The organism is Comamonas sp. NyZ500 (assembly GCF_016772095.1).
GTDB classification, from domain to species: Bacteria; Pseudomonadota; Gammaproteobacteria; order Burkholderiales; family Burkholderiaceae_C; genus Comamonas; species Comamonas thiooxydans.
Genome location: NZ_JAEIJE010000001.1, coordinates 448409 through 471470 on the forward strand (window position 1 = coordinate 448409; position 23062 = coordinate 471470).

Annotated in this window: 22 protein-coding genes; 17 read left to right on the plus strand and 5 right to left on the minus strand. The window is 61.6% G+C overall.

Annotated features, from left to right (window positions below; genetic code table 11):
- Positions 1-18 precede the first annotated feature (18 nt).
- Together JAO85_RS02045 and JAO85_RS02050 are read left to right on the plus strand one after the other, a co-directional pair.
- Positions 19-1017, plus strand: a complete 999-nt coding sequence (locus tag JAO85_RS02045) for an ABC transporter substrate-binding protein (RefSeq protein ID WP_003070876.1) — start codon at positions 19-21, stop codon at positions 1015-1017.
- A 141-nt stretch (positions 1018-1158) separates the two neighbouring features.
- The gene (locus JAO85_RS02050) at positions 1159-1956 is read left to right on the plus strand and encodes an SDR family oxidoreductase (RefSeq protein WP_202787328.1); all 798 of its coding nucleotides are present in this window, start codon (positions 1159-1161) and stop codon (positions 1954-1956) included.
- A 41-nt stretch (positions 1957-1997) separates the two neighbouring features.
- Here JAO85_RS02050 and JAO85_RS02055 read toward each other — a convergent pair whose 3' ends face one another.
- Both JAO85_RS02055 and JAO85_RS02060 read right to left on the minus strand, forming a co-directional pair.
- Positions 1998-2417 carry a hypothetical protein gene (locus tag JAO85_RS02055; protein WP_039048733.1) on the minus strand — a complete coding sequence of 140 codons (420 nt, stop codon included), beginning with the start codon at positions 2415-2417 and terminating at the stop codon, positions 1998-2000.
- A 212-nt stretch (positions 2418-2629) separates the two neighbouring features.
- The gene (locus tag JAO85_RS02060) at positions 2630-3247 is read right to left on the minus strand and encodes an FMN-dependent NADH-azoreductase (RefSeq protein ID WP_003067966.1); all 618 of its coding nucleotides are present in this window, start codon (positions 3245-3247) and stop codon (positions 2630-2632) included.
- Between the two features lie 194 nt (positions 3248-3441).
- Here JAO85_RS02060 and JAO85_RS02065 point away from each other — a divergent pair, with 194 nt between their 5' ends.
- The 7 genes from JAO85_RS02065 to JAO85_RS02095 all read left to right on the plus strand — a co-directional run bounded on the left by JAO85_RS02065 (position 3442) and on the right by JAO85_RS02095 (position 10221).
- The gene (locus JAO85_RS02065) at positions 3442-4383 is read left to right on the plus strand and encodes a LysR family transcriptional regulator (protein WP_003067965.1); all 942 of its coding nucleotides are present in this window, start codon (positions 3442-3444) and stop codon (positions 4381-4383) included.
- Positions 4384-4524: 141 nt separating this feature from the next.
- On the plus strand, positions 4525-5112 hold the full coding sequence (locus tag JAO85_RS02070; RefSeq protein WP_034352047.1) for an alpha/beta hydrolase: 588 nt from the start codon (positions 4525-4527) through the stop codon (positions 5110-5112).
- 218 nt (positions 5113-5330) lie between these two features.
- Positions 5331-6332: a sulfate ABC transporter substrate-binding protein gene (locus tag JAO85_RS02075; protein WP_202787329.1), complete on the plus strand. Its 1002-nt coding sequence runs from the start codon at positions 5331-5333 to the stop codon at positions 6330-6332.
- A gap of 167 nt (positions 6333-6499) precedes the next feature.
- On the plus strand, positions 6500-7357 hold the full coding sequence (cysT, locus tag JAO85_RS02080) for a sulfate ABC transporter permease subunit CysT (protein WP_034352054.1): 858 nt from the start codon (positions 6500-6502) through the stop codon (positions 7355-7357).
- Complete coding sequence (cysW, locus tag JAO85_RS02085; RefSeq protein ID WP_034379617.1) at positions 7357-8397, plus strand: sulfate ABC transporter permease subunit CysW; 1041 nt, start codon at positions 7357-7359, stop codon at positions 8395-8397. The genes cysT and cysW overlap by 1 nt, the downstream gene beginning before the upstream one ends.
- A 29-nt stretch (positions 8398-8426) precedes the next feature.
- Positions 8427-9554: a sulfate/molybdate ABC transporter ATP-binding protein gene (locus tag JAO85_RS02090; protein WP_054075274.1), complete on the plus strand. Its 1128-nt coding sequence runs from the start codon at positions 8427-8429 to the stop codon at positions 9552-9554.
- Positions 9555-9720: 166 nt separating this feature from the next.
- Positions 9721-10221 carry a disulfide bond formation protein B gene (locus JAO85_RS02095; protein ID WP_039048628.1) on the plus strand — a complete coding sequence of 167 codons (501 nt, stop codon included), beginning with the start codon at positions 9721-9723 and terminating at the stop codon, positions 10219-10221.
- 117 nt (positions 10222-10338) lie between these two features.
- Here JAO85_RS02095 and JAO85_RS02100 read toward each other — a convergent pair whose 3' ends face one another.
- Both JAO85_RS02100 and JAO85_RS02105 read right to left on the minus strand, forming a co-directional pair.
- Complete coding sequence (locus tag JAO85_RS02100) at positions 10339-11055, minus strand: glutathione S-transferase (protein ID WP_202787330.1); 717 nt, start codon at positions 11053-11055, stop codon at positions 10339-10341.
- A 139-nt stretch (positions 11056-11194) separates the two neighbouring features.
- Positions 11195-12058 (minus strand): LysR family transcriptional regulator, encoded by an 864-nt coding sequence (locus JAO85_RS02105; RefSeq protein WP_202787331.1) that lies wholly within the window; start codon positions 12056-12058, stop codon positions 11195-11197.
- 113 nt (positions 12059-12171) lie between these two features.
- Between JAO85_RS02105 and bla the strand changes: the two genes are divergently transcribed.
- The 8 genes from bla to JAO85_RS02145 all read left to right on the plus strand — a co-directional run bounded on the left by bla (position 12172) and on the right by JAO85_RS02145 (position 21712).
- Positions 12172-13077, plus strand: a complete 906-nt coding sequence (gene bla, locus JAO85_RS02110; protein WP_202787332.1) for a class A beta-lactamase — start codon at positions 12172-12174, stop codon at positions 13075-13077.
- A 480-nt stretch (positions 13078-13557) separates the two neighbouring features.
- Positions 13558-14025: a sigma-70 family RNA polymerase sigma factor gene (locus tag JAO85_RS02115; RefSeq protein WP_039048631.1), complete on the plus strand. Its 468-nt coding sequence runs from the start codon at positions 13558-13560 to the stop codon at positions 14023-14025.
- On the plus strand, positions 14022-15005 hold the full coding sequence (locus tag JAO85_RS02120; protein ID WP_202787333.1) for a FecR family protein: 984 nt from the start codon (positions 14022-14024) through the stop codon (positions 15003-15005). Before JAO85_RS02115 ends, JAO85_RS02120 begins: the two co-directional genes overlap by 4 nt.
- A 144-nt stretch (positions 15006-15149) precedes the next feature.
- The gene (locus tag JAO85_RS02125) at positions 15150-17687 is read left to right on the plus strand and encodes a TonB-dependent siderophore receptor (RefSeq protein ID WP_237734664.1); all 2538 of its coding nucleotides are present in this window, start codon (positions 15150-15152) and stop codon (positions 17685-17687) included.
- Between the two features lie 10 nt (positions 17688-17697).
- Positions 17698-19338: a PepSY domain-containing protein gene (locus JAO85_RS02130; RefSeq protein ID WP_202787335.1), complete on the plus strand. Its 1641-nt coding sequence runs from the start codon at positions 17698-17700 to the stop codon at positions 19336-19338.
- Entirely contained in the window at positions 19335-19652 is a 318-nt protein-coding gene (locus tag JAO85_RS02135; RefSeq protein ID WP_237734665.1) for a hypothetical protein, read from the plus strand. Before JAO85_RS02130 ends, JAO85_RS02135 begins: the two co-directional genes overlap by 4 nt.
- Positions 19649-20005 (plus strand): DUF3325 domain-containing protein, encoded by a 357-nt coding sequence (locus tag JAO85_RS02140; protein WP_202787336.1) that lies wholly within the window; start codon positions 19649-19651, stop codon positions 20003-20005. Before JAO85_RS02135 ends, JAO85_RS02140 begins: the two co-directional genes overlap by 4 nt.
- 276 nt (positions 20006-20281) lie before the next feature.
- Positions 20282-21712 (plus strand): chloride channel protein, encoded by a 1431-nt coding sequence (locus JAO85_RS02145; protein WP_202787337.1) that lies wholly within the window; start codon positions 20282-20284, stop codon positions 21710-21712.
- Between the two features lie 590 nt (positions 21713-22302).
- Here the strand turns inward: JAO85_RS02145 and JAO85_RS02150 are convergent.
- A complete protein-coding gene (locus JAO85_RS02150) occupies positions 22303-22950 on the minus strand; it encodes a dihydrofolate reductase family protein (RefSeq protein WP_202787338.1) in 648 nt (215 codons plus the stop codon).
- Positions 22951-23062: the final 112 nt, after the last annotated feature.

The following is a 23062-nucleotide window of genomic DNA, read 5'->3' on the forward strand; positions in this document are numbered from 1 at the left end:
ATCTTCAAACCATTTGTCATGCACTCCAGCAACCAGACTTCGTTCATCTCTCGCCGCAGCCTGCTCGGCGCCTGTGCAGGCCTGAGCGGCCTTGCCATGACCGGCACCAGCATGGCGGTTCCTCTGCAGGGCAAGATTCGCCTGGCCGGCTGGAGCAAGCCCATCAGCGAGATCACCAATATTCTGGTCGAGCCCGAAAAAGGCTTCTTCAAGGCGAACGGCGTGGAACTGGCCTATCTGCCCGGAGCGGGCGGCGGCGATGCGATTCGCAACATCCTCAGCGGCCAGGCCGACGTGGCGTTTACCGACCCCGGCTCCTTCTTCATGGCTCTGGACAAGGGCGAGAAGCTGGTGGCGATCTACGACATCTATCCGCAGAACGTGTTCAATGTGGTTTCGCTCAAGTCCTCGGGCATTCGCAAGCCCGCGGACCTCAAGGGCAAGAAGATCGGTGTCTACAGCCTTGCCAGCGGCACGCGCCAGAACCTGTTGGTGATGCTGCATCAGGCCGGCCTCAAGGAGTCGGATGTGAGCATTGTCGTGACCGGCCTGTTGAACTTTGCGCCCCTGATGCAAGGGCAGGTTGACGCCACGGCCGCCACGGATACCGGCCTGGCCGTGGGCCTGCGCAAGGGCATCGGCGAAGTCAATGTGATGCAGGTCAGCGACCACCTCAATATGTCCAGCGACATGTTTGTGGTGCGCGAGGAGGTGTTCCAGCAGAAGAAGGACTTGCTCAAGGCATTCGTCAAGGGCTACCGCGAAAGCGCTGCCTGGATGATGGCGAATCCCGAGGAGGCCTCGGTGCTGGCCAGCAAATATGCCATCGACGGCACGCGTCGCGATATCAATCTGGATGTGATCCGCCTGCGTAACGCCTCTTCCATGCCGGCAGTCCAGGGCCAGCCGCTGGGCAGCTTCGATATGGCTGCGCTGCAAAAAGGTGCCGATGCCTATCGTGCGCTGGGCATGGTGCAGCGTCAGATCAAGGTGGCGGATGTGGTTGTGCCGCTGTAAATCTCCCCCTGGAGGCGCGTTGCCTGTGCGGCCCCGCGCCTTGGGGGAGGACAGCATTGCAGCGGGGCGGCGAGGCCGCCAAGGCCCTTGCCTGCTGTCTCTTCCCGGGGATCTGCCAGTGTTTGAACGGAAATCGTGAATATGAGTCAGTCTTCTTCAATGGGCTTGCGCGGCAAGGTGGTGCTGGTGACGGGCGCCAGCCGCGGCATCGGTGCGGCGATTGCCCTGGCGTTTGCGCGCGAGGGGGCGGCGGTGGCCGTCAACTACCTGTCCAATGACGAGGCTGCAGCCAGCACCGTGGATGCCTGCCTGGCCGCGGGCAAGGACTCGGGCGGCGATGCCTGGGCGGTCAAGGCCGATGTGGGCTCGCCCGATGCGGTGCAGAGCATGGTGGACGGCATAGTGCGCGAAGCGGGGGGCATCGATATCGTGGTCAACAATGCCTTCAGGCCCTATGCATTCGATCCGGAACGCCGCAGCCGTTTTGACGATCTGCAATGGGCGGACTATCAGGCCCAGTTCGACGGGGCCGTCGGTGCAAGCTTCAATGTCTGTCGTGCGGTGCTGCCGCTGATGCGCCAGCGCGCGCTCGGCAGCATTGTCAACATCGTCAGCAATCTGGTGGAGCAGCCTGTTGTCGCCTATCACGACTACACGACATCCAAGGGGGCCTTGCTGGCTTTCAGCCGCAATCTGGCCAGCGAGCTCGGGCCTGTGGGCATCCGCGTCAACTGTGTGGCGCCCGGTCTGGTCTATCCCACGCAGGGTACACAGGGCAGCAAGGAGTCTTTTCGTGAATCGCTGATGGCGGCTACGCCGCTGCGCCGACTGGCACGGCCCGAAGATGTGGCTGGGCCGGTGCTGTTCCTGGCGTCGGAGCTCAGCGGTTTCATGACCGGGCAGCTGCTGCTGGTGGACGGCGGTCTGGTGATGCGCTGAGCTGCCGGGCAGTAAGGCAAAGCCTGTCTGCCTTCTTGACCTTACTGCTTGGCGGTTGCCTGGGCGTGGTCCATCGCGTCGATGATGGCCACGCCGGTCTGCTGCACGCCGGGAGCGTTGAAGCCTGGGCCTGGCGTGACGGCAGGGTGGCTGAGCAGCTTCTCGGCCATGCTGGGCGCTGCGGCAGGAGCGCTGGCCTGTACGGGGGAAGGCGGGTTGGCGGCAGGCTTGGCAGTTGCCTGTTCGGTGGAGTCCAGATAGTCGTTATAGCGCTTGTAGGCCTGACGCTCGCTGCGAGTCTGCTCCTGCTGCTGCTGTGAATGCTTGAAGTATCGATAGGCGACCGTACCCAGAATCAGTGCTGCCACCAGAAATACGGCAATAGCGGTGACGACGAGGTTCTCGTCGGAGCGCTGAGGCGATTGACGGACGGCGGTGGGCATGGGACGGGAAGCTGGCATCTAGGAAAGCATGTCCGAGCAACCGAGACTCGGACCTGATCGGTATCTAACTGTTTTCAGCGTATCAAAAATAGCGGGTTCAGGCCTTCAGATCGGCAGTTTTTTCCAGAACTTCAGTCGGAAATGTCCAAAACCTTGGTCGTGAGCAAGTTTTTTGCGCAAAAAAGCCGGTACGCCCTGGGCGGTACCGGCTTTTGCAGCTTTGCCAGCTATCAGGCAGCGACGGCTTGTGCTTGCTCGATCTGAGCCTTGGCTGCTTCCATGGCGGCAGCCTTGGCGTCGGGGCCCATGGCCACGCCTTCGGCACGAACGATGGTCACGTCGGTCACGCCCATGAAGCCGAAGATCACCTTCAGGTAGCTTTCCTGGTGCTCCATGGCCTGGCCCGCTTCGCTGGTGGAGTATGCGCCGCCGCGAGCGGAAGCGACGATGACCTTCTTGTCGCCGGCCAGACCCACGGGACCGGTGGCGGTGTACTTGAACGTACGGCCAGCCTGGGCGATGCGGTCCAGCCAGGCCTTCAGCTGCGAGGGGATGGTGAAGTTGTAGAAGGGGGCACCCACCACGATCACGTCAGCAGCCAGGAATTGGCTGACCAGCGCTTCGGAGACGGCGTTTTCCTGGCGTTCGACTTCGGTGGCAGCGGCCTGGCCGGTGCGAAAGCCCAGAGATTGCGCGCTCAGGTGGCTGGGGGCGCTCACGGCCAGGTCCAGGTAGTCCACCTTGGCTTCGGGGTTGGCCTGCTTGAGGTTGGCAACGATATCGGCTGTCAGGGAGCGGGTGACGGAACTGGAGCCAGTGATGGAAGAGTCGATGTGCAGGATTTGCATATTGGTACCTATACCTCTAAAAATGAGTAAGAGAGCACTTCTTGCCCAGCTCGGATGCTGCGTTGCGGCAAAACAGTGATTCGTTTTGAATTGCAATGGGATAGATTGTAGATTTGTTTAGATTCGGCAATAAGTCTGCAAAAATGCGATAGATCGTTCCAAATATCAATTCAATCGAGTCCAAGGATATATGCATGGTGGATCTCAACGACATGCTGTACTTCGTCGAAGTGGTCGAGCGCGGCGGCTTTGCCGCTGCGGGGCGGGCACTGGGTATTCCCAAGTCGCGCCTCTCGCGCCGTGTTGCTGAACTGGAGGCCCACCTTGGGGTGCGCTTGCTGCAACGCACCACCCGCAAGCTGTCTCTGACACAAGTGGGGGAGACCTTTCTGCGCCACGGCCAGGCCATGCGCGATGCCGCCCTGGCAGCGTCGGATGCCGTGGCCGAAGTCCAGACCGAGCCGCGCGGCACCATTCGTGTGACCTGCCCGGTGACGCTGGCGCAGACCGTCCTGGGCGAGCTGATGCCCGAATTCCTCAAGCGCTGCCCGCTGGTGCAGGTGGAGATGCAGGTCACCAACCGCCCAGTCAATCTGGTCGAGGAGGGGGTTGATGTCGCATTGCGCGTGCGTGCCACGCTGGAGGACAGCGGCTCCATGGTCGTCAAGCGACTCGACAGCTCGCGCCAGATTCTGGTGGCCAGCCCCGATCTGCTGCAGCGCCAGGGCACGCCCAGGTCGCTGGAGGACTTGCAGTTGCTGGACAGCATGGCGATGACGGCAGTCGACGGTCATTCCAGCCTGCTGCTCGTCGGGCCCGAAGGCAAGGAGCACCGGCTGCAGCTGCAGCCGCGCTATGTGGTCGATGACTTGCTGACGCTGAAATTTGCGGCCCTGGCCGGCAGCGGCATGTGCTGGCTGCCTGACTATATGTGTCAGGACGAATTGACCCGGGGCACTCTGGTGCAGTTGCTGCCGCAATGGGCACCTCCGCGCGGCATCGTGCATGCGGTGTTCCCCTCGCGGCGTGGGTTGGCACCGGCGGTGCGGCATTTCCTGGACTTCCTTGGGGAGCGCATGCCGGGCAGCAGCATCTCTGCCGTGCAAAAGGCAGCATCGGCCTCGGCGCAGCATTAGCTTCTGCCCATAAGATAACAACAAAACATTCGTTGGGATTTGGGCAGGCCTTGCCCACAATGACTGCCTTGTTATCAGATCAGGAGCACGCCGGGCTTTTTCCTCTGGCCCGGCTGGCGCTCCGAGATTACAGGAGGCAGCATGACATCCCCATTTCGCATCGTGATCGTGCCTGGCTGGCGCAACTCCGGTCCCGGCCATTGGCAAAGCCTGTGGGCTGAGCAGCTGGAAGGCGCCGTGCGCGTGCAGCAGCAGGATTGGCTGGTGCCGCACCGCGATGCCTGGGTGGCGGAGCTGGAAAGAGTCTTGCTCTCCGATGAACGTCCTGCTGTCATCGTGGCTCACAGCCTGGGCTGCATCACGACCGCGCATCTGGGCGAGGCTGCCGCGGCGCGCGTTCATGGCGCCTTGCTCGTGGCTCCTGCCGACCCCGAGCGCCGCGCCCAGCTTGCCGACTTCGCCCCCGTGCCCTATGCGCCGCTGCCCTATCGCAGCGTGCTGGTGGCCAGCAGCAATGATCCGTTCTGCCCCATTCGCCGTGCGGGCGCTTATGCCAGGGCCTGGGGCAGCGAGTTGGTGCGTTTGCAGAACGCCGGACATATCAATATCGAGTCGGGCTTCGGAGCCTGGCCGCTGGGGCTGGCACTGCTGCAGTCGCTGACCGAGCAGGGCGGCTGGAATGCTCAGGCCTCGGCCCGGCCCTTGCAGGCAGCTGCACTTGCGGCCTGAAATCCCGGGGTTGTTTCTCTTTAATGCTTCTTTTTTGATAGCTGCATGCGCTTGCTGGTAGAGCGCTTACGGCTATTTTTTACCTTGAAATCGCGTGCTGTTTTATTCTTTATATTGAATTTCAGAAAAACAAAGAAAAATATATTCTTTTGAGTTTTAAGGAGTCGTTCGCACAATGTGTACATCTATACACATTGCTCAAGAAAAGGCAGCGAACCATGCATTCCGTGAAGCTCAAGACATTGTTGGCATCCATCGCACTGGCAGCAGCAGGCGCTGTCTCGGCACAGACTCAACTGCTCAATGTCTCCTATGACGTGGCCCGCGAGTTCTACAAGGATTACAACGCTGCCTTCATCGCTCATTACAAGAAGACCAAGGGCGTGGACATCAAGGTGGATCAGTCCCATGGCGGCTCCAGTGCCCAGGCCCGCGCCGTCAATGACGGCCTGGCTGCCGATGTGGTGACTTTCAACACGACCACCGATGTGGATTTCCTGGCCCAGAACGGCGTGGTCGCCAAGGACTGGAACAAGAAGTTCCCGCATGACGCATCGCCCACTACATCGACCATGCTGTTCCTGGTGCGCAACGGCAATCCCAAGAACATCAAGGACTGGTCAGACCTGGTGCGCCCAGATGTGAAGGTCGTGGTGGTCAACCCAAAGACCGGTGGCAATGGTCGCTACGCCTATCTGGCAGCCTGGGGTTCGGTGCGTGAAAAGGGCGGCACCGATGCGCAAGCGGCCGAATTCGTGCAGAAGCTCTACAAGAACGTGCCTGTGCTGGGCAAGGGCGGCCGCGATGCGACCAGCATCTTCTTGCAGCGCAATATCGGCGATGTGCTGATCACCTTCGAATCCGAAGTCGTGTCCGTGGACCGTGAATTCGGCCAGGGCAAGGTCGACGCGGTCTACCCATCGGTGAGCATCGTGGCCGAGAACCCTGTGGCTGTGGTCGAGCGTACCGTCGCCAAGAAGGGCACGACCCAGCTGGCCACCGACTATCTGCAATGGCTGTACTCCGACGAAGCCCAGGAAATCGCTGCCAAGCATGCGATCCGCCCACGCTCCGAAGCAGTGCTGAAGAAGCACGCCGACCAGTTCAAGCCCATCAAGCAGTTCACCGTGGCCAAGTACTTCGGTTCGCTGACCGAAGCGCAGAAGGTGCACTTCAACGATGGCGGCCAGTTCGACAAGCTCTACACCCCCGGTAAATAAAGACTCCCCCTGAGCGGCTATGCCGCTTCCCCCTCTCTCGCTGCGCGGGAGGGGGCGACGCCCCAAGCGTAAGGGGCGGCCCTTGCTCGGCGTCCCTGTGGGGCGCCTGCCTGTTCATAGGCCCGGCATGTTGGCTGCAATCACTTTTTCTACATCGCCTTTTGAATATGTCCTCTGCTGCTCTAGCCCCCCGCAAGGCGCGTAGTGCCAAGCGAGTGTTGCCCGGTTTCGGGTTGACGCTGGGCTACACCATTTTTTATCTGAGCATCATCGTGCTTATCCCGCTGGTAGCCTTGCTGTTCAAAAGCTTCTCATTGACCTGGGAACAGTTCTGGACTGCGGTATCGGCGCCGGCCGTGGTCGCTTCCTACGAGCTGTCCTTCACCATGTCCTTTATCGCGGCCTGCGTGAACGTGGTGTTCGGCATGCTGATCGCCTGGGTGCTGGTGCGCTACCAGTTCCCCGGCAAGAAGGTGGTGGATGCGCTGGTCGATCTGCCGTTTGCGCTGCCTACGGCCGTGGCCGGTATCTCGCTGTCGGCGCTGTATGCGGGCAATGGCTGGATCGGACAGTACTTCGAGTCGCTGGGCATTCAGATGGCCTACAACCCCAAGGGCATCGCCATTGCACTGATTTTCATCGGTCTGCCTTTTGTGGTGCGTACCGTTCAGCCGGTGCTTGAAGACTTCGAGAAGGAGCTGGAAGAGGCGGCAACCAGCCTGGGCGCATCGCGCTGGCAGATTTTCTACAAGGTCATACTGCCGCATATCGGTCCGGCGCTGCTGACCGGCTTTGCCATGGCTTTTGCGCGCGCCGTGGGTGAATATGGATCGGTGATCTTCATTGCCGGCAACATTCCCATGGTCTCGGAAATCACTCCGCTGATCATCATGGCCAAGCTGGATCAACACGATGTGGCTGGTGCCACGGCCGTGGCCGTGGTGATGCTGCTGATCTCTTTTGTATTGCTGCTGCTGATCAACGCACTGCAGGCATGGCAGCGCAAGGCGCAGGGAGGCCGCTGATGTCTTCGATTCACGCAGCGATTCAGGCGCTGTTTCCCAATCTGCTGCCCATCTGGGCGCATCTTTTCACCATCGTCGCCATTGCTCTGCTGGTCCTGGTCGCGCTCTACAAGATCACGGCCCCGCCCAAGAGCGCCAAGCTGGAGAAGATGACCACGACCGAGCCGCGCTGGGTGCGCTGGGTTCTGACCACAGTGGCCCTGCTGTTCATGCTGATCTTCCTGATCCTGCCGCTGCTGTCCGTCTTTGGCGAGGCGTTGCGCAAGGGCTGGGATGTCTATGTCACGTCGCTGGGCGAGCCTGATGCGATCTCGTCCATCAAGCTCACGTTGATCACGGCGCTGATTGCCGTGCCCCTGAATCTGGTCTTCGGTGTGGCCGCCGCCTGGTGCATCGCCAAGTACGAGTTCAAGGGCAAGGCCTTTTTGACCACCTTGATCGATCTGCCATTCTCCATCTCGCCCGTGGTTGCCGGTCTGATGTACGTGCTGGTGTTTGGCGCCAACGGCTGGCTGGGCCCCTGGCTGGCCAAGCATGAGATCCAGATCATCTTTGCCGTGCCCGGCATCGTGCTGGCCACAGTGTTCGTGACCTTTCCCTTCATCGCCCGTGAACTGATCCCGCTGATGCAGGCCCAGGGCAGCGACGAAGAGCAGGCCGCCATCGTGCTTGGCGCCTCGGGCTGGCAGACCTTCTGGAATGTCACCCTGCCCAATATCAAATGGGGTCTGGTCTATGGCGTGATTCTGTGCAACGCCCGTGCCATGGGCGAGTTCGGTGCCGTGTCCGTTGTCTCCGGCCATATCCGGGGCCAGACCAACACCATGCCGCTGCATGTGGAAGTGCTGTATGCCGACTATCAGGCGGCAGCCGCCTTTGCTGTGGCATCGCTGCTGGCGCTGCTGGCGCTGGTGACACTGGTGATCAAGTCCCTCGCCGAATGGCGTGCCGAGCAGCAGGCCAGGGCCGCTGCCGAAGCACCGCCCGAGCGCCCAGGCCAGATCAGCCTCGCAACGAACAAAACCGCCAAGGCAGCCTGAGCTGCCCGGATCAGAACAAGAGATTCATCATGAGTATCGAAATTCGTAATGTCAGCAAGCAGTTCGGCGATTTTCAGGCCCTGCGCGATGTGAGTCTGGATATCAAATCGGGCGAACTGATCGCCTTGCTCGGCCCATCGGGCTGCGGCAAGACCACGCTGCTGCGCATCATCGCGGGTCTGGAGACTGCCGATGTGGGCAGCATCCACTTCAGCGGTGAAGACACCACCGATGTGCATGTGCGAGACCGCAACGTGGGCTTTGTGTTCCAGCACTACGCGCTGTTCCGTCATATGACGGTGTTCGAGAACGTGGCTTTCGGCCTGCGTGTCAAGCCGCGCAAGGAACGCCCCAGCGAGGCAGTGATCAAGGAAAAGGTCATGAAGCTGCTCAAGCTGGTGCAGCTGGACTGGATTGCCGAGCGCTATCCATCGCAACTCTCAGGCGGCCAGCGTCAGCGTATCGCGCTGGCCCGTGCCCTGGCTGTCGAGCCCAAGGTGCTGCTGCTTGACGAGCCCTTTGGTGCCCTGGATGCCAAGGTGCGCAAGGAGCTGCGACGCTGGCTGCGCCAGTTGCACGACGAGTTGCATGTGACCTCCATCTTCGTGACCCACGACCAGGAGGAAGCCCTGGAAGTGGCGGATCGCGTGGTGGTCATCAATCAGGGCAAGATCGAACAGGAAGGCACGCCCCAGCAAGTCTGGGATAACCCCGCCACTCCGTTTGTCTACGGCTTCCTGGGCGATGTGAACCTGTTCAAGGGCCGCGCCAGCGATGGTCGGGTCTATCTGGACGAAGGCATGCAGCTGGACAGCAGCGATGCGCACGGTGCCCAGGACAGCCAGGCTTTTGCCTATGTGCGACCCCATGATCTGGAAGTGGAGCGCTATTCCCCGGGCCAGAACCTCGACGCCCAGGGGCGCCCCACAGGCATCGTGGCTCAGCTTTCGCGCGCCATTGTGGTCGGCCCCATTGCAAGGCTGGAACTTATTCCCTCCGAGACCACACCAAATGCCAGCCATGCCGGGGAAGACGGGTTGATTGAAGCCCAGATTCCCGCACAGCAGTTCAAGGACATGGGTCTGCGCGAAGGTGAAACCCTGGTGGTGACGCCGCGCCGGGCCAAGGTGTTCCTGGATGAGGCAGCTGGGATTTGATACCCCCTGAGGCGCTATGCGCCTTACCCCTGCCTCTCAGGCGGGAGTCTCAGAGTCGCCGAGAGGCGGCTCTGGCTTGCAGTCTCCTGCGAAGGAGTCGTGCAGGCATCAGAGGGCGTTATCCTTGGTGCTGGCATGATTCAGAAATTTCGCAGAAAGAATATTGATGCTTCAATGGTTTGAAACCGCGCCGCGGCGCATCCTGGCGCTGATCAGCGTCGCCTGTGTGGCCATGCTGGCGTTTGGCCTTTACCTGCAGCATGTGGTGGGTCTGGAGCCTTGCCCCATGTGCATCGTACAGCGCTATGCACTGATTTTGGTAGCTATCTTCACAGGGCTGGCAAGCTTTAGAGACCAAAAAGGCTGGTGGATGAGCTTTGGCATTCTGGCCCTGTTGGCCAGCGGTTTCGGTGCGTTTGTGGCGGCACGCCAAAGCTGGCTGCAGTGGTATCCACCCGAGTTTGCGACCTGCGGCCGTGACTTCTACGGCATGATCGAGCACTACTCCTTCAGCCGCTCCATTCCCATGATCTTCCAGGGCTCGGGCGACTGTGCGGCCATTGACTGGACTTTGCTGGGCGGCTCCATTGCCAACTGGTCGTTTGTCTGCTTCGTGGCATTTTTCGTGATTCTGGCCATGCTGTTGATCAAGGGCGTAAAGCGCTGAATTCCGGCGACATCCAAACTATGAAGCCCCGGCAAGCGTAAGCTGCCGGGGCTTTTTCATGGCTTGGAAACACTGGCCGTAGCTGTCACTCCGGCAGCTGCAGCCATGGTTTCACCATCAGAGGCTTTCCACGCTCTCGCCAACAAATGTCGGCCCCTTGCTGCCGGGCAACCAGCCCGGATAGGTTTCCATGACTTCGGCAAACAGGGCCGAGTCAATCCAGCGCTGCAGCCAATGCTGCAGATGAGGCCAGGGCTGCTCGTTCCACTGCGCTTCGTCGATGCGCGCGTACTGGCGCACAAAGGGGCGCAGTGCCATATCGGCCAGACTGGGGTTCAGACCGAACAGATAGCCGGTTTCCTCGAGCTGATCGTTCAGTGCCGACAACCAGGTCAGCGCGTCGGCCTGGGCCTGGTTCACGGCCTCGGCATCGTGGCGCTCGGGGTATTTGCAGCGATCAAGAGCCTGTTTGAAGAAGCCGTCGTTGCGCTCGATCAGAGCCAGCATGTCCTCCAGGCTGCCATGCGTGGGTTGCAGCCAGCCATCGGGGTCGTTGCCGTGCAGCGCATGCAGCATCACCTCCAGGCTCTGATCAATGACTTTTCCGTCCTGCAGCACCAGCACGGGCACCGTGCCCTTGGGCGATGCGTCGAGCAGTGCCTGTGGCTTGTTGCGCAGATTGATTTCACGCAGTTCGCAAGCCAGGCCCGCATGGGCCAGCGCCAGACGGGCTCGAATGGCATAGGGGCAGCGACGGAAGGAGTACAGGACGGGCAGGGTGGCGGCGGCAGTCAAGGCAGGTATATGATGAGATGAATGAAACCAAAGCGCCATAGCGCTTGCTGGGCGTGTACTGTACCTCTTGCCCTGAAGCCATGCAGACCTGTGCGGCTTAGATGGTGCAGAGGACTCACGGATTGATAGCTTGGGGCGCTTGGCATGAAAGGGTTCGGGCCATCCTGGGGCGGAAGCTTCAGTCGGTTTGCAACTGGGTCATCAGCCATTGTCTGAAGGTTTGCAGGGCGGCGCTGGCCTGACGCGATTTGAGATAGGTCAGCCAGTAGGCGCCGGTGTCGACCTCATGGGCAAAAGGGCGCACCAGCCGGCCCTGTTGCAGCATGTGCTCGAACATGCGTGCGGGCAGCAGGGCAATGCCTGCGCCCTGAGCGGCGGCCTCGGCCAGCGTCAGCGAAGAGTCGAACATGGCTCCACGCGCCAGCGGGACAGCCTGGTCAAGGCCGGCAAACCAGCCTTCCCATTCCTGGGTGCGATAGGAGCGCAGCAAGGTTTGCCGAGCCAGGTCGGCAGGCTCGCGCAGCTGTTGTGCCAGCATGGGGGTGCACATGGGCGAGAGCGGCGCGCGCAGCAGCATCTGCGCGTGCGTGCCATGCCAGGCACCGTCGCCAAAGCGCACGGCGGCGTCCAGCCCTTCGCCGGCCAGATCCACGCGATTGTTATTGGTCAGCAGCCGAAGATCTATGTAGGGGTGCAACTGCTGGAACTGGCTCAGCCTGGGGATCAGCCAGCCTATGGCAAAAGTGCCGACCACGCCCACGGTCAGAATTTCGCGTGGTCGTGGTTCTGCCACCTGCTGCAGCGATTGCTCTATGCGCTCAAAGCTCTGTGCCACCACGGGCCACAAGGCCTGGCCTTCGTCGGTCAGTGCCAGGCCGCGCGGCAGGCGGCGAAACAAAGGCTTCCCAAGGCGCTCTTCGAGATTGCGGATGTGCTGGCTGACGGCGGCCTGCGTCACATGCAGCTCCTGCGCGGCGCGAGTCAGGCTCTGGTGACGGGCGGCCGCATCAAACATGCGCAAGGCGTTCAGTGGTAGCTGCATATCTCAATCAAGATAAAAGTTTTTCTAATGGATGGTGTCAATTATTACTGCTGGTTCATACGAATCTACCGATTTATGCTTCAAACCATGACAGTTAACCAAAAGAGGATCTTATGCAGCGACGCAGCATGCTGATAACAGGACTGGCCTTGGGGCTGGGGGCCTGGGGACTGAGCGGCTGTGCTTTTATCTCCAAGCAGCAAGCCGCAGCAGCGAGAACATTGAGCGACGAGTTGGCGGCGTTGGAGATTCAGGCCCAGGGCCGATTCGGCCTGTATGTGCTGGATACTGTCAGTGGCGCCGAGGCGGGCTGGCGCGGCGATGAGCGCTTTCCCATGTGCAGCACCTTCAAGACCTTGTTGGCTGCACGCATGCTGTATCTGGCACAGCGAGATGAAATTCGTCTGTGGCGCAAGCTCTATTACTCTCCTTCCGAAGTCGTGGCCTGGTCGCCGATATCCGAAAAGCGCGCGGGTGCCAATGGAGGCATGACGGTGCAGGAACTGTGTGAAGCGATGGTGCTTGTCAGCGACAACACGGCGGCCAATGTGCTGCTGGAGGCCAGCGGCGGGCCGGCGGCGCTGACGCAATGGCTGCGCGAGCTGGGGGACGGCATCACCCGGCTGGACCGCAACGAGCCTTCGCTGAACACTGCGCTGCCCGGCGATGAACGCGACACAACGACGCCACAAGCCATGGTGCAAAGCCTGCAGAAGCTGCTGCTGGGCGATGTGCTGGAGGGCTATGCCCGCGCCTTGTTGCAGCAGTGGCTGGTGGACAGCCGTACCGGTGACAAGCGCGTGCGCGCCGGCATGCCCGGCGACTGGACAGTGGGCGGCAAGACAGGCAGCGGCGAGAGGGGCACGGCTTGCGACACTCTCATCGTCTGGCCTACCGCACAATCTGCGCCGCTGCTGGTGACGGCGTATCTGACCGGCAGCCCGCTCGATGGGGCGGGGCGTGAAGCCGTGCTGGCCAGGGCTGGCGAAGCGATCAAACGCTGGTATTACACGATCTGAAGCAGCGGCGGTCATTTCGATCGTGGGCAAGGATCTTGCATGCCTGCAGGCTTGTGGGAAGCGCTGTTACAGAAGCCTGACCATCCACTCGATTGCAGTCCGCAGGACGCTCTCTGGGCTTGCCTTTCAGGCTTGAGGTTTGCTGCCAGGCAGGGCAGGGGGCTGGCCAATCACAAGCCCTGTCCGAGCTTTGCGCTTGAACTTGGGCAAACCCGGCAGCAGTTGTTGCGCCTGAATGGCTGACCGCAGGAGATGATCCGGGGCGGAGCTCACCCAGTCGCGCCAGCGATGCAGACGCAAGTTCAAAGTTTGTCGCGACGCCGGCTCTGCATTGATGCGAAGAGGCGTCGAGATCTGTCATTTAATGAGATTGATTCTCATTTTCTGATAGAGTCTGCGCTTTCCCGCTCCGTAGCTGCATGTTTTGCGGCCGATTCCAGAGCCTGGGCGGCATGCCTCGCAAGAGGTCGAGGTGTACCCGTGGTTGCGCACTATTACGCAGAACTCGTCAGTTTCTTTGCTCGCTCGCTCAATAGCCGGGATGCGGCTGCGGATGTCGTGCAGGAAAGCTATGCCCGCGTCTTTGCCATGCAATCGCGAGAGCTTGCGGTACGGGATTTGCGAGCACTGCTGTTTCGTACCGGCAAGAACATTGTGATCGACGATGCGCGCCGCCGCGCTGCAGAAGCACGCATGCTGGAAACCCTGGCGGTAGTGGGGGCCGATGAGGCGCCCTCGGCCGAGCGTCAGGTGCAAGGGCGACAGCAACTGGTCTTGCTGTCACGGCGCCTGCAAGCCATGCCGCGCAAGCGTCGCGAGGTGTTTGTGCTGGTGCGCATCTATGGCTTCAGCCATGCCGAGGCAGCAGCGCATATGAATATCAGCGAAGCCGCCATCGAAAAACATGTGGTGCGTGCCGTCTGCGATTGCATGGGGCTCAAGTCATGAAGGCCGAGATGCCCGAGCGCAAACGGCTGGAATACGCCTTGTTGCTGATTGCTCGCCAGCATGGCGCAAGTACCGAAGCAGCGCAGGTAGCGGCAGAGACGCTGGAACGCTGGCGTGCCAGTGAGCCCGCGAATGAACTGGCGGCCCAGGCTGCCATGGCGGGCTGGGCGCAGACCGATGGCAGTGCTTTGCAAGGCGATATGCCCATGCCCGCCACCCAGTCGGCGCGTGCGCAGCAGACGCGCCGGCGTGCGCTGTCCGTGCTGGGAGTCGCTGGTGTGGCAGGCCTTGCCGGCATGCTTGGCCGCTGGCATTGGCTGCAGCCACTGGAGCAAATCGCGCTGCATACAGGCCATGGACAGCAATTGAGCCGCCATCTGGCCGATGGCAGCCAGCTCGATCTGGCGCCTGGCACCGATGCCTCGGTGGTGCTCTACCGTCAGCGCCGCGAGATCCATCTGCGCCAGGGCGAAATCCGGCTCGACGTGGCCCATGATGCACAGAGGCCGCTGGAGGTCCACACGGCCCTAGGCCGGGTGCGTGTGCTGGGTACGGTTTTCTCTGTGGCCCTTCGGCCTACCGGCCTGCAGGTCAGCGTCGCCCAGGGCCGTGTAGCCGTGTGGCAGCAAGCCCGCATGACGGATCAGAACCCCGATGCCATGCTGGGTGCCGGCCAAGGCCTGCGCATCTATGCAGGCGGCGAGATCGCGCACTACTCGCTCAATGCTTCGGATGTGGGCGCCTGGCGCGAAGGCTGGCTGGTGTTCGACCGCACGCCACTGACCGAAGTCGTGGCGCGCTGGAATGACTATCTGGCCCAGCCGATGCTGCTGGACGATGGGGCTTCTTTGCAATCCCTGCGATTGACCGGCAGCTTCAAGCTGCGCGAGCCTGCCATCTTCATTGCCAGCCTGTCGCGCTCCCTTCCGGTGCGCGTGGAGCCACTGGCCGATGGCCGCACTGTCATCCGTCGGCGCTGACGGCCGGCAAGGCCGGATGAAAGTTTTTGTCCGGTACAAGCCATTTCATGCGTCTTCACTGTGAAAGCACTTAGACAAGCAATTCACAGGATGCATTTGATGAAAAGAAATCACTCTCATTTTTCTTCTGGTCAAGAGGAGGGTATGGCTGCGGGTTCGCATTGCGGAGGTCTGCGCGCAGTGGCTTTGGCCAGTGCCATGGCCTGTCTGGCTTGGTCAGCTCTGGCGGTGTTACCGACGGCTCATGCCCAGGTCGCCAGCAGCCAGACGGCCATGTCCATCTCGCGCAGCCTGAGCCTGCCTGCGCAGCCGCTGGGACAGGCATTGAATGCACTGGCCCGCATCTGGGGGGTGTCGGTCTCGGTTGACGCTGCATTGGTGGAAGGCCGCACGGCGCCGGCGCTGCAAGGCGTTCAGACCTTGAACGAGGCGTTGGCAAAGGCGCTGGCTGGGAGCGGGCTGGAAGCTGTCCCAGTCGGAGCGGCCATCACCGTGCGCCGCCACAGCAGCCAGACCGGCATGCTGGGCGAGGTGACGGTGACGGCCCAGGCCGAACGCGAAGCCACAGAGGGCAGTGGCTCGTATGCCGCCTCATACGTGTCCCTGGGCAAAGGGCAGGACATCCGCGAGACACCACAGTCGATCTCGGTGGTGACGCGCCAGCGCATTGAAGATCAGGCCATGAGCAATGTGGGGGAAGTGATGCAGCAGACCACCGGCGTGACGGTGGACTATGGCGGCGCGGGTGGACTGGGCGGTGCGGCCACCAAGTTTCTGTCGCGCGGCTTCGAGATCAGCAATGTGCAGATCGACGGTGCCAGTGTGGACGCGTTCAGCCAGCAGCTGTTCGACCCCAATCTGGCCATGTATGACAGTGTGCAGGTGGTGCGCGGCGCCAACGGTCTGTTCAGCGGTAATGGGGAGCCTGGCGGTGCCATCAATCTGGTGCGCAAGCGTCCCACGGCGCAAAAGCAGATTCTGGGCTCGGCGGGCGTCGGCAGCTGGAGTCGCAAGCAGGCCGAGCTGGATGTTGCGGGCCCGTTGAATGAAGCAGGGAGCCTGCGAGGTCGTGCCGTGCTCGCGCATTCGGACAAGAACTTTTTCTATCGCGGAGCGGATTCGCAAAACAGCTTGCTCTACGGCATTCTGGAAGCCGATGTGACCAGCTCCACGCGTGTGAGCCTGGGAGCCAGCTACGACAAGCTCAAGGCCACTCCCTGGCGCGAAGGCCTGCCGCGTGCCGCCAATGGCGGCGATCTGAAGCTGTCCCGCAAAACTGCGCTGATGGCGGGCTGGAGCCACTACGACAAGAGCGCCAAGGAGATTTTTGCGCAGCTCGACCAGCAACTGGCGGGGGACTGGAAGCTCAAGGCTCAAGTCAATTATCAGAAGGTGGACAGCGATTCACGGCTGGCCAGCCTCAGCGGAGCCGTTGACCCTGCAACAGGTCTTGGCGCCAACTGGACCGGCTTTTCCAACGACTTTCGTTCGGAGAAAAAAAGCCTGGATGTGCATGCCAGCGGCCCGTTCTCGCTGTTCGGCCGCAAGCACCGCTTGCTGCTCGGCGCGGACTGGAGCAAGGTCCGTGACGATCAGGACACCTACTACTCCGAGATGGATACGCCGCTGTCTCTGACCAATGTCTATGAGTTCGAGCCCGGCCGAATTCCCTCGGCAGTAAGCGAGCGCAAGACGCGCAGCTATCCCGGCTACGGCGCCACGCAAAAAGGCTTTTATGGTCGTGCCAACCTGAGCCTGACGGATCAGCTCACTGCCATTGTCGGAGGACGTTATGCCAGCTACTCCTACGACACGCCATACATCAACTACAACGCCGATGGCAGTGTTCGGGCGAGCGGTCGCGAGTACTACAGCGAAAGCGGTATCTTCACCCCCTATGCGGGCCTGGTGTATGACCTGGGCAAGCAGTGGACGGCCTATGGCAGCGTGACCGAGATCCACAAGTCGCAGGCCAATATGCTGGCCGGGCCGGCACCGGGGGCCGCGCTGGACCCGATCAAAGGCCGCAGCTTCGAGCTGGGCATGAAGGGGGAACTCGCCGATGGCAAGCTCAATACAGCGCTGGCTCTTTACCGTATCGAGCGCAAGGGGCAGGCGGTGCGTGATCCGCGTTATCCGGAAACGGATGTGGGGAATCTGGGCCTGAGCTGCTGCTATGTGGCCCAGGGCAAGATCATCAGCCAGGGTGTGGACATGGAAGTGACCGGTCAGCTGGCACAGGGCTGGCAGTTGTTTGCCGGCTATACCTACAACCACAATCGCAACAAGACCGACCCGTCGCAACTGGTCTATAGCTCCATCACACCCAAGCACCTGCTCAAGCTGTGGAGCACCTATCAGTTGCAGGGCCAGCTCTCGCCATGGACGTTGGGCGGTGGCGTGACGCTGCAAAGTGCCACCTATGTCAGCGGTACGGCCAACAGCTACAACCCGGCATCGGGCCAATACGATGGCAATGCCGTTCCCTTCCGCTTCACCCAGGCCGGCTACGCCGTCTGGGGCGCCAGCGTGCAATACCGCATCAATCGCAACTGGTCGGCTGCGCTCAATGTGCACAATCTGTTCGACAAGACTTACTACAAGACGGTTGGGACCTCGGGCAGCGGCAACTGGTATGGCGAGCCGCGTAGCGTGCTGTTGACCTTGCGTGGCGCGTTCTGAGCGGGCTGACATGGGCGGCAAGCCAGCATCCCGGCCCGGACTTCGCCAGACCATGTCATGGCTGCACACCTGGTGCGGCCTGGTGTGCGGCTGGCTGCTCTGCGCCATTTTTCTCACGGGCTCGATCAGCGTGTTCCGTGAGCCCATCACGCTATGGATGCAGGGACTGCCACTGGAGGGCAGCGGCCAGAAGCCGCTTTCTCCGCAAGAGCGTCTGCAGGCCTTGCGGCTGGCCGAGCAGCATCTGAGCAAGACGGCGCCGGATGCCAGTATCTGGCGCATCGGTTTGCCGCTGCACACAGGCGATGGGGTCAAGGTATTCGCGCGCGCCCAGGACGGCGATCTGCAGGCCAGCCTGCATGTGCAGACGGGCGAAGTCCTGCCAGAACCTGCCATGCGTCAGACCGAAGGCGGTCGGCATTTCATGTCCTTTCACTATTCCTTGCAGGGTGGTATCGCTGGCTTCTGGGTGGTGGGACTGGTGTCCATGTGCATGCTGGTGGCGCTGCTCTCGGGCGTGATCGTGCACCGGCGCATCTTTCAGGACTTCTTTACCTTCCGGCCCGGCAAGGGTCAGCGCTCCTGGCTGGATGCACACAATGCGTCGGCCGTGCTCACGCTGCCGTTTCTGTTCATGATCGTCTACACGGGGCTCGCGCATTTCTACACCAGCTATATGCCCTGGCCGTTGCAATCGCTGTATGGGCAGGACCGTTCGGCCTACAGCCGCTACGAGTCCGCGTTGAACGCCAGACCCGAGGCGCATACGCCCTCGAATGCACCAGCCATTGCAGTTGTGGACCTTGTCAGCCTTGCGCAGCAGGCCCAGTTCCTGTTGACGGAGCCTGTTGTGGGCGTGGTGGTGCAGCGACCAGAGGGTGCGCCGGCCACGATACGCTTCACGGAAGGCAAGCCGGATACGGCAGTGACGCGCCGAATGGTCAACAGCGCCAATTCACTAATCCTTGATGCCGCCAGCGGTCGCTTGCTGCAAGCACCAAACAATCCCGCATCCGGCAATCTGGCGACTGACACCTATCCCGTCATCAGCGCGCTGCATCTGGTCACCTTTGGTGGCTGGACGATGAAGTGGCTGTATTTTGTCCTGGGCCTGGTCGGCACGGCAATGATTGCCAGCGGATCGATCTTGTTTGCGGTCAAGCGCCGTGCAAGAAGCGGTCATGAATGGGGAGCGGCGACGCCCTCCATGTACCGCTGCATCGATGCGCTCAATGTGGCTGCATTGGCAGGCTCGGCGCTGGCGTCCATTGCCTATCTGTATGGCAATCGTCTGCTGCCCCTGGTGCTGGAGGCGCGTTCCAGCTGGGAAATCCGCGTGTTCTTTGCGGTCTGGGCCCTGAGCCTGCTGCATGCGCTGCTGCGCACGGCGCGCCAGGCCTGGTGCGAACAGCTATGGATGCTTGCCTTGCTGTGTCTGGGCTTGCCGCTGCTCAATGTCATGACTACAGGCCAGCACCTGCTGCTGTACCTGGCGCAGGGCGATGGTCAGCGGGCAGGGCTGGAGCTGACCTGCATGGCGCTGGGCCTGCTGGTCGCCTGGGGCGCATGGCGGCATGAAAAGTCGCAGCGCAGCAAGAACATGGCGCAGCTGCGTGCGGGCCGTGGCGTTGTCTCAGGAGGTCTCGCATGAAAGCGGCGGCAATGACCAAGGCTCAGACCAGGCGCCATCGCTGGGCCGTGCTGCTGCGCGTGCTGATGGCCACGCTGGGCGGCTATGCGCTCACGGCGCTGGCCTGCGCCGTGATGGCCCATGTGCTTGTGGCCGTGGGCGCTATGCAGCGTGCACCTGCCGTGCTGCTTTCCACCTTGCTCAGCTTTGTGCTCTACACCGCAGTGGCGCTCTGGGCCTTCCATGTGAGCAGCCTACTGCGCGTGACGGCATGGATGGCGGGCTCGGCAGTCTTGCTGACAGCTGCGCTGCAGGCGCTGAAAGGTGTGGCATGAGTCTGTGGCAGGTGATGGTCTGCGCCCTGGCGCTGTGCTTGGCAGGCATGCTGGTGCTGAGCCAGGCCATGGACAGGCATTGCGATCAGCTTGTATCGCGTGGCGAGCCCGGGCCGGCGCTGCGGGTCGTGCTGCGCTTGGCGGGGGCGGCGCTGATGCTGCTCGCACTGTGGCTATGCACAGGCTTGCGGGGTGCAGCGGTGGGAACCATCGTCTGGCTGGGCTGCCTTAGTGTGGCCGCGCTGGCCCTCACATGGCTGCTCGCCTATGTGCCTGGGCCCGGTGCAGTGCTGGTGGCCATGGGAGGTCTGGCTGCCTTGGCCGGGACGCTTTGGGTGGCATTCACGGGATGAGTTATACGGCATGAGAGCTGCCGGGTTGGAACCAGCAGGCCCGGACACAGAGGCTTGTCACCGCCACGGCGGAGACGGGCCTGCGCGGCATGACCGCATGGGCATTCCCTCGGGCTTTAGCCGGGCGATTCGCAATAGATGTGCGACTCGGGCGGTCGTTGTAAAAACCTGTGTGGGCAATCGTTGTGGCTATTGCCGATCTGGCAAGCCCTTGGGCGGGCGCAGAATGTGGGTCTTCGCCCATTTTTGCAGCCGCCCCGAAACGATTGCCCGCCCATGCAGCAAGAGCCAGATTTCTTCCACAACCTCAATGAAGAGATGCGCGATGGAAAGCGCTGGCTGGAGCGGACGGTGGTGCTGGCCTATGCCGCGGCAGCGGGGCTGAGCGTGGTGGCTTTCACGCTGCTGGCCGAGGCGGCTTTCGGTTTTTTCGAGAGCATCTACCACGGCGTCCATGGTTGGCTGGTGCTGATCTGGATGCCGGCCATCACGGCGGCAGCGGTCTGGGCCACGCGCAAATGGGCTCCGGGTGCCAGCGGCTCGGGCATCCCGCAGGTGATTGCCACGCTTGAGCCATCGGTCGATGCCAGTCTGCGCAAGCGCTTTGTGTCGCTGTGGCTGTCGTTTGCCAAGATCGTGCTGTCCAGCGCGGGATTTCTCGCTGGGCTGTCGATAGGGCGCGAAGGACCGTCGGTGCAGGTGGCTGCAGGTGTCATGCATTCGGCGCGGCGCTGGCTGGGCCCCAAGTCCGTTATCAACACCCATGCCTTGCTGGTGGCTGGTGGGGCGGCAGGTATTGCAGCAGCCTTCAACGCCCCGCTGGCGGGCGTGGTGTTTGCCATCGAGGAGCTCTCGCGCAAGCTGGAGTCGCGCTCCAGCGGACTCATCATCGCAGCCATTGTGCTGGCCGGTCTGATGGGGGTCTCGGTCTTCGGCAATCTGAGCTATTTTGGCCGCATCCGCGTGGCCGAACTCGGCTGGCGTGACCTGCTGCCTTGTCTTGCCGTGGCGCTGACCTGCGGTGTGCTGGGCGGCCTGTTCGCCAAGCTCATGACCCACTCGCTGACTTCATCCACGGAGCGCCTCAACAAGCTCAGGTCACGCTTTCCGATCCGCTTCGCCGCAGTGCTGGCCCTGCTGATTGCCGTCATCGGCGTGGTCACCGGCGGCGCCACCTTTGGTGCGGGCTCCGAAGCCGTCAAGCATATGTTGCAGGGCGAGGCCGATGTGCCCGAGTTCTATGTCACGCTCAAATTCATCGCCACCTGGCTATCAGCCTGGGTGGGCGTACCCGGCGGTATCTTTGCGCCCTCGCTGTCGATTGGTGCAGGCGTGGGGAATAACGTTGCATCGATTGTTGGAACTACGGATATAGCTCCTGCATTGATAGCGATGGGCATGGCTGCCTTTCTGGCGGCGGTCACCCAGGCGCCACTGACGGCTTTCATCATCGTCATGGAGATGGTGGACGGCCATGCACTGGTGCTGAGCCTCATGGCATCGGCCATGATCGCCAGCATGATCTCGCGCATGATTGCGCGGCCTCTGTATGAATCGCTGGCCCTGCACATGCTCCAAGTGGCAAGGGCCTCTTTGCCCAAGGAGCCGGAGCCAGAAACCGCTGCGGCTCCGGCGGAGTCCACGCAGCCAGTGGCGCTGGATGAGTCATCCGAGCCTGATGCACTGCAAAAATCGCGTCAAGTCTAGACTGTCAGTTGAATCCATGAGCAGCGTCCACGCGGAATTGAGCTAGCTTGGGCCAGCGGTGGTGATGCCTGGGTGAAGTCAGGGGTTCAGTTGATCCTGGGCGCGCGGCGCAATCGGTGAGCCGGGCCTACAGGCTCCTTGAGAGAGTCGCAGTGCATGGCGCTTCAGGCCCTAGCCTGAGCGAAGCGTCGCACGCAGTCTATTACGCTGGATGCCGGACTCCAGCCTTTGCTCTATCGCCAGAAGGGCATGCTGCATGAGCAACAACAACTCAATAAGTCGCTTCAAAGCACGACCACCGAGCCTAAGGTCCGAGTGGATGCTTACCGTGAGTACCTGATGGTCGAGCTTGAGAGGCAAGAGCTGGAATGTGATATTCAAAGAGCGAGAAGTTGGGCGAGCTCGCCATTGGTGATGTATGCGAGGCCTACGACTGAGAGCATTTGCGGCGCCGGCCTGGCCCCGGCTACGACTGTCGCTCGCCGTCCCGGTTGGAACATGAGCGTCACAAGTGTCAGGTCCATGGGCTTGAACAGTCCGGACAGCCAGGAGTATGCCTGTGGTATCAAGTGCGACCCGGTTTTCAGGTGTTAGGCTTGTTTGTGCACCATCACATGCATGGCTCGTTCACCCTGCCTCACTTCGGCGACCTCATAGCCCAGAGCGCGCATGTCCAAGCCTTGCCAGAGGTTTTCGCCTGAACCCATCAACAGAGGACGTACGGCGAGGTGAATCTCATCGACCAGTCGCGCCTGCAGGAACTGTCGCACGGTGGCTACGCCGCCGCCAATGCGAATATCGCGATCACCTGCGGCTGCCTTGGCTTGCGCCAGCGCCGATGCAATGCCATCCGTGACGAAGTGAAAATCGGTGCCTCCCTGCATGCGCAGCGCGGGCCGCGCATGGTGGGTCAGGACAAATGCGGGCACGTGATAGGGCGGCTCATCGCCCCACCAGCCCTTCCAGCTTTCGTCGGGCCAAGGGCCGCGTATCGGGCCGAACATATTGCGCCCCAAAATCCACGCGCCGATGTTCTCGAAGGAGCGTTCAGCCATCTGATTGTCGATACCTGTTTCGCCGATCTGAGACCCCCCATGCATGCGCTGAAAGACTTGGGTGGGGAAGAACCACTCAAGGATCTCAGGTCCACCGACGCCGAGCGGGTTCTGCAAATCCTGGTTGGGTCCGGCGGAGTAACCGTCCAGCGAGATGCCGAAGCAGAGGACTTTGACTTTCATGACGGAACACCTTTCAGGTTGGAGAGCGATGATCGATGGCCTCGATATCAACGTCTGTACTTAGCGTTTCCACATGCCTCGGTCACCCGTCGCATTGTTGAGCTAAGGGTGT